Source organism: Sulfurovum sp. (assembly GCF_041562805.1).
Lineage (GTDB): Bacteria > Campylobacterota > Campylobacteria > Campylobacterales > Sulfurovaceae > Sulfurovum.
Map to the genome: position 1 here is coordinate 1 of NZ_JBFFOH010000145.1, position 6,295 is coordinate 6,295.

The 6,295-nt window shown below is 39.4% G+C and carries 6 protein-coding genes and 1 pseudogene; 6 read left to right on the plus strand and 1 reads right to left on the minus strand.

The features are described from left to right. On the minus strand, positions 1-588 hold a 588-nt coding region (gene bioD / locus ABYK33_RS12825), incomplete at its 3' end, for a dethiobiotin synthase (protein ID WP_373033662.1). Positions 589-644: 56 nt separating this feature from the next. Between bioD and ABYK33_RS12830 the strand changes: the two genes are divergently transcribed. From ABYK33_RS12830 to ABYK33_RS12855, 6 genes and pseudogenes are all read left to right on the plus strand, one after another. Then, the gene (locus tag ABYK33_RS12830; protein ID WP_373033663.1) at positions 645-944 is read left to right on the plus strand and encodes an ATP-dependent Clp protease adaptor ClpS; all 300 of its coding nucleotides are present in this window, start codon (positions 645-647) and stop codon (positions 942-944) included. A gap of 1 nt (position 945) precedes the next feature. Continuing rightward, on the plus strand, positions 946-3,135 hold the full coding sequence (clpA, locus tag ABYK33_RS12835; RefSeq protein ID WP_373033664.1) for an ATP-dependent Clp protease ATP-binding subunit ClpA: 2,190 nt from the start codon (positions 946-948) through the stop codon (positions 3,133-3,135). Positions 3,136-3,144: 9 nt separating this feature from the next. After that, entirely contained in the window at positions 3,145-3,873 is a 729-nt protein-coding gene (gene aat / locus ABYK33_RS12840; protein WP_373033667.1) for a leucyl/phenylalanyl-tRNA--protein transferase, read from the plus strand. Then, positions 3,863-4,858, plus strand: a complete 996-nt coding sequence (locus ABYK33_RS12845; protein WP_373033665.1) for a transaldolase — start codon at positions 3,863-3,865, stop codon at positions 4,856-4,858. Before aat ends, ABYK33_RS12845 begins: the two co-directional genes overlap by 11 nt. Before the next feature lie 23 nt (positions 4,859-4,881). After that, positions 4,882-6,024: a type IV pilus twitching motility protein PilT gene (locus ABYK33_RS12850; RefSeq protein WP_373033666.1), complete on the plus strand. Its 1,143-nt coding sequence runs from the start codon at positions 4,882-4,884 to the stop codon at positions 6,022-6,024. A gap of 155 nt (positions 6,025-6,179) precedes the next feature. After that, positions 6,180-6,295: pseudogene (locus ABYK33_RS12855) on the plus strand (50S ribosomal protein L25); the annotation flags it as partial.

The following is a 6,295-nucleotide window of genomic DNA, read 5'->3' on the forward strand; positions in this document are numbered from 1 at the left end:
AGGGAATGCTGCATCATAAAAAGGTTGTGTTACTTCTGGAAAACTCTCTTTGTCCTCAAATAGATTTACACACCAGTCAAACTCTATATCACGAGATCTTAATGCTTCCATGGAGAGTAATGTATCGTTGATGCATCCTAATCTGCTTGGTGTGACCAGAAGTACTTTTGATTCCAGTTTTTTAGCTAGATCTATCATCATAAAATCTTTTGTCACAGGTACCAAAAGACCACCGGCACCTTCCACTAAAAGTATGTCACAGAGTTGTGAGAGTTCTTGATACTTTTTTGTGATCTTCTCAATGACTATCTCTTGCTTTGTATCTGCACAAAAAGGGGCTGCAGGTAAGGGAAAAGTATATGCTGTGATATCTTCCGGAGTGAGGTCCCTGAAGTGCTTGTTTACCTTCTGGCAAACTTTTAAGAGTAAACTGGCATCATGTGGCACAGGACTAACACCTGTTTCGATAGGTTTAAATACACCTACAGACAAACCTTGGGAAGCAAAGGCTTCAATGAGTTGAACTGTGGTGTGTGTTTTCCCCACGTTTGTACCGGTGGCAGTGATGAAAAGTGATTGCACTTGCATTTCTCCGTTTTTTTTGTATAATAGTATAGAATAATTTATGAGGATTTTAACATAATATGCCAAAGTTTGAAGAAGAGTTAGAGCTAGAGTTAGAGTTACACGAACCACAGATGTTTAAAGTGTTGCTGCACAATGATGATTATACAAGTATGGATTTTGTAGTGGAAGTACTTACGGGTATTTTTCATAAGACACATGCCCAAGCAGAACAGATCATGTTGCAGATACATGAAAAAGGCAAAGCCATATGTGGTGTTTACAGCTTTGAGATAGCACAAACGAAAGCACAGCAGGTCAAGCAACGGGCCAAGCAAAATGAGTTTCCATTACTCGCAACCATTGAGGAGGATCATTAATATGATTAGTATTGCACTGAATGATGTATTTAAACAAGCTGTAGGGTATGCTAAAGAAAATAGACATGAGTACTTGACAGTAGAGCATGTTTTCTTGTCTATAGTCAAAAGTATAGCCGGACAAGAGATTCTTTCTATACTTGATGCAGACCTTAAGAGACTGGAAGTAGGGATCGTAGAGCATATTACAAAGACCATTCCTTCACTTAAAGAAGCTGTAGAACCATTTGAAACGGTGGCACTTTCCCGTGCCATAAATGACATGATGACACACATACACAGTTCCGGAAGGACAGAAGCCAGTATAGGTGATATGATCGCAGCGATCTTTATGCAAGAACATTCATATGCGGTGTATTTGATGAAGAAAGAGGGCATAGCGCGTGTAGATGTACTTGAAGTCATTTCTCACCGATATGATAAAGTAAACAATGTCACAGATGAGAAAAAAGAAGAACAGACACTCTTGGATCAGTTTACGATGGAGCTTGTAGCACTGGCTAAAACAGGGAAAATAGACCCTGTAGTTGGGCGTATAGAAGAGATAGAGCGTGTTATGCAAACACTCTGTAGACGTAAGAAAAACAATCCTCTGCTTGTGGGTGAACCGGGTGTGGGTAAAACTGCTATCGCAGAAGGATTGGCACTTAAGATCTCTGAAGGTGATGTTCCCGAAATACTCCAAAACTCAAAAGTGTTTGCTTTAGACATGGGTGCTTTGATCGCAGGTACAAAATACAGAGGGGACTTTGAGAAACGTCTCAAAGGCATCATCAAGGAACTTACAACACAGGATGACGCCATCTTATTCATCGATGAGATCCATACCATGGTAGGCGCAGGCGCAACCAGTGGTGGAAGTATGGATGCGTCTAACTTACTGAAACCAGCACTTGCGCGCGGTGACTTAAAGTGTATCGGTGCAACAACGTATGCAGAGTATAGAAACTTTTTTGACAAAGATAAGGCACTCAGCCGTAGATTTGCCAAAGTAGATGTAGAAGAGCCGAGTATTGAAGATACAATGACGATCCTACAGGGGATCAAGCATAAGTATGAAGACTTTCATAACATCACGTTTACAGACGCGGCGCTCCAGTCAGCTATCGACCTTTCTGTAAAGTACTTGCATGACAGATTTTTACCGGATAAAGCAATGGATATCATCGATGAAGTAGGTGCGCACTTTATGCTTAGAGGCCAAGAAGGTGTCATTGTCAAACCAAAAGATATTGAAGAGAGTGTTGCGAAGATCATGAAACTTCCTTCAACGGTGATAGGCACGGATGACACAAGAAAACTTAAATCGTTAGAAAAAGATCTAGCCTCACATATCATCGGACAAGATGAAGCCATAGGTGCATTGGCAACAGCTATCAAGCGTTCATATGCAGGACTCAACGCTGATAATAGACCTATAGGAAGCTTTTTGTTCGTAGGTCCTACAGGCGTAGGTAAAACTGCACTTGCAACACAGCTTGCGAAAACGATGCATGTGCATTTTGAGAGGTTGGATATGAGTGAATACATGGAAGCCCATACCATCAGCCGTTTAGTTGGTGCACCTCCAGGGTATGTAGGGTATGAGCAAGGTGGATTACTGACTGAAATGATCAAAAAGCATCCTCATACAGTTTTACTGCTTGATGAGGTAGAAAAAGCACATCCGGATATTATGAATATTTTACTTCAAGTCATGGATGGGGCCAAACTGACAGATAACAATGGTGTAGTAAGTGACTTCAAGAATGTCATACTTATCATGACGTCAAACATAGGAACAAAAGAAGCCAATGTTATGGGCTTTCAAAAAGATAATTCTATGAAGACAGACAAAGCATTGGCATCTTTCTTTGCCCCGGAATTTAGAAACCGTCTTAGTGCTACGATAGAATTTAATGCACTTGGTCTGGATACGCTTGTAACGATCGTAGACACAGAACTGGATAAATTAAACATTCTTCTTAAACCTAAAAAAGTAAAAGTGGCATTGAGTAAAAAAGCAAAAGAGTATTTGGCTAAAGAAGGTTATGATGAACGTTATGGTGCAAGACACATCGCACGTGTCATTGATGCAAAAGTCAAAGAAGCATTGACTGATGAGATACTTTTTGGAAAACTTAAAAAAGGTGGTTCTGTCAAAGTAAGCTATAAAGATGAAAAATTAGATTTTGAATTCGAAGGAAAATAATTGGCTTCAATGTCTGATGAGGAAAATTATTTTATCCCTCCTCTAAGCAAACATGCTACCGCTTTTCCAGACCCACGTTCAGCCTCTGATGAAGGACTCCTAGCATATGGAGGAGACCTTTCTTCTCATAGGATAATTACTGCATACAAACAAGGCATATTTCCCTGGTACAGTCAGGGAGATCCTATACTTTGGTGGTCCCCCAACCCAAGACTTCTTCTTTACCCACATAATTTCAAGGTCAAAAAATCATTTAGAAGAGTATTGCGTTCGGGAAAATTCTCTGTGACTTTTGATGAAAGATTTTCAGATGTGATCAGATATTGTGCTACAGTGCCTAGAGAAGGACAAAATAGTACCTGGATACTTCCTGAGATGGAAGAGGCTTATATCCGACTACATGAAGAGGGTTTTGCACACAGTGTAGAAGTGTATAAAGAGGAAAAACTGGTAGGGGGACTCTATGGTGTCTCTATAGGAAAAGCTTTTTTTGGTGAGTCTATGTTCTCCTTGGTTTCGGATGCATCAAAGGTTGCTTTTAAAGCACTAAGTGACGTTTTAGGCAGTAGAGGTTATGATTTTATAGAGTGTCAGATGAAAACAGATCATATGATACGTTTAGGCGCTGAAACAGTAGAGCGAGATATTTTTCTTGGAGCATTAGAGAATGCACTTGAAAAAACTACTGATTTCGGTTCATGGCAGCATTTTAAGTGGGAGTATAGTGATGGTAAATAGAGATATAGGATTCTCTTTATGGTTGGATTTTGTAGAAAGAGATTTTCTCAAAAATAATTTTTCAGCATTGATTGAAAAAGGTATTATTAACGGAGCTACAAGTAATCCGTCGATTTTTGCTTCTGCAATTACAACATCTCCTGCATATAAAGAGCAGTTATCTTCTCTTTCAGGTAAAAGTCCAAAAGAGAAATATGAAGCACTGGCGATAGAAGATATTCGTAATGCTGCACAAGCCTTAAGACCTTTATATGATGAAGGAAATGACGGGTATATATCTATAGAAGTTGATCCTTTCCTCTCTAATGATACAGAAGGAACTGTTGCAGAGGGTAAAAGACTCTTTGCTGCCATAGGTGAACCTAATGTGATGGTAAAAGTACCTGCAACTGAAGCAGGGTATGATGCTATGACAGAATTGCTAAGTACAGGTATCTCTGTCAATGCCACACTTATCTTTTCACCTAAACAGACACAAAGATCCCTTAAGGCCATGAAAAAAGGCTTGGATTGTTTTGAAAAAGATGGTGGATTGAGAGCAGAAGCAGTGATCTCTGTTTTTGTAAGCCGTTTTGACAGATTACTTGACACTGATTTGGAAAAAGAGGGTATCAATATTGCTAAAACAGGTATTTACAATGCTGCAAAAATTTACAATCTTATCGAAGCGAACAACACACCTAGTATACGTACACTTTTTGCAAGTACAGGGGTCAAAGGTGATGATTTAGCTGCAGATTACTATATAAGAGAACTTCTTGCACCTCATTCTGTGAACACTGCACCTCTTGCGACGATAGAAGCGTATATCGCTAAAAAAGCTACACCTGCTAAATTTCCTTTGGAAGAGAATGACATTAACGGCTACTTCACAAAATTAGCTGATAATGGATTTGAGATGGATGCTGTGTACAACCAACTTTTAAATGAGGGGCTTGAAGCATTTGAAAAAGCATTTCAAGAGATGCTTGACAGTTTAAAATAAAATAATACGCCAAAAGGTTCACTATGGAAGAAACACTCAAATTATATCTTAGAACAATGATCAGTAATAGCGGGAGTGACCTGCATCTTAAATCAGGTTCCCAGGTCAGGGTCCGTGTACATGGTGTTTTAAAAATATTGGGTAAAGAAGCTTTGACCGCAGATATGATGGATAAACTGGCTCAGGAAATTACTACTGCAGACCAATATGAAAAATTAAAGACAGATAGAAATCTGGATTTTTCTTATGTGCTGGGGGATGAAAATAGATTTCGTGTAAACTTCTTTTTCCAAATGGATGGTTTGAGCGCTGTTTTCCGTATTATTCCCGTGAAGATATTGACACTGGATGAACTGAATCTACCACCAGTGATCAAAACATTTACAGAGATACAAAGAGGTCTTGTACTTGTAACCGGAGTCACAGGTTCTGGTAAATCAACGACTTTGGCAGCTATCCTGGACAAGATAAACAGAGACCAGAAAAAACATATTATCACGGTTGAAGATCCTATAGAATTTGTACACAAAGACAGAGGTTGTCTGATAAACCAAAGGGGTATAGGTCCGGATGCACACTCCTTTTCTGATGCACTAAGAGCTGCACTGAGAGAAGATCCGGATATTATACTTGTAGGGGAAATGAGGGACTTGGAGACGATCGATATCGCGCTTCATGCAGCCAATACGGGACACCTTGTATTTTCCACACTGCATACTTTGGATGCAAAAGAGACGATAGACAGAATTGTCGGTATGTTTGGAAATGAGGAGCAAAACCGTATTCGTATGTCTTTAGCCTCTGTACTTGAGGGTGTTATTTCCCAAAGACTTATTCCTACGAAGCGTGGAGGAAGGGTAGCAGGGATTGAAATTCTTAAAAAAACGGCAAGGATCGAGCAGCTCATAGCAGAAAACAGAGATGCAGAAATTCCTGACGCTCTTTTTGAAGGAAAAGAGATATACGGTACGCAGACCTTTGACCAGGCACTCTTAGATATCTTGCGTAAAGGTGAGATCACTGAAGAAGTAGCACTTGAATATGCGACAAATCCTGCAGATATGAAACTTAAAATGCAAGGGGTTGGAAAAGGTGCGATCATTGATGAACATGCCCATGAAAAAAATCTTGATGTCTTTGACTTTAAAGATGATGATGAGAGTTAAGCTGTCGTGAATTACTTCACGGCAGTAACGACGGAACCGAGACATAATAATGAAGGCAAGAATAATTTAATACAAACTGGGTATAATTCGCGTCTATTTTACGAAAATGAAGTAATTTATTAAGTAAAAAATTATACAATGAACAAAGGACAGATATGTTAGAAGGTATCGTTAGAGAGAGTATCGGTAAGCGTAATGCAAAGCAGCTTAAAAGAGATGGTTATCTAATCGCAAACATTTATGCAAATGGTGTTGAAAATATCAACGCTGC

Bases quoted from the DNA above. Each gene is read 5' to 3' on its own strand.
- ABYK33_RS12830 (WP_373033663.1), top strand. From the start codon at position 645: ATGCCAAAGTTTGAAGAAGAGTTAGAGCTAGAGTTAGAGTTACACGAA.
- clpA (WP_373033664.1), top strand. From the start codon at position 946: ATGATTAGTATTGCACTGAATGATGTATTTAAACAAGCTGTAGGGTAT.
- aat (WP_373033667.1), top strand. From the start codon at position 3,145: ATGTCTGATGAGGAAAATTATTTTATCCCTCCTCTAAGCAAACATGCT.
- ABYK33_RS12845 (WP_373033665.1), top strand. From the start codon at position 3,863: ATGGTAAATAGAGATATAGGATTCTCTTTATGGTTGGATTTTGTAGAA.
- ABYK33_RS12850 (WP_373033666.1), top strand. From the start codon at position 4,882: ATGGAAGAAACACTCAAATTATATCTTAGAACAATGATCAGTAATAGC.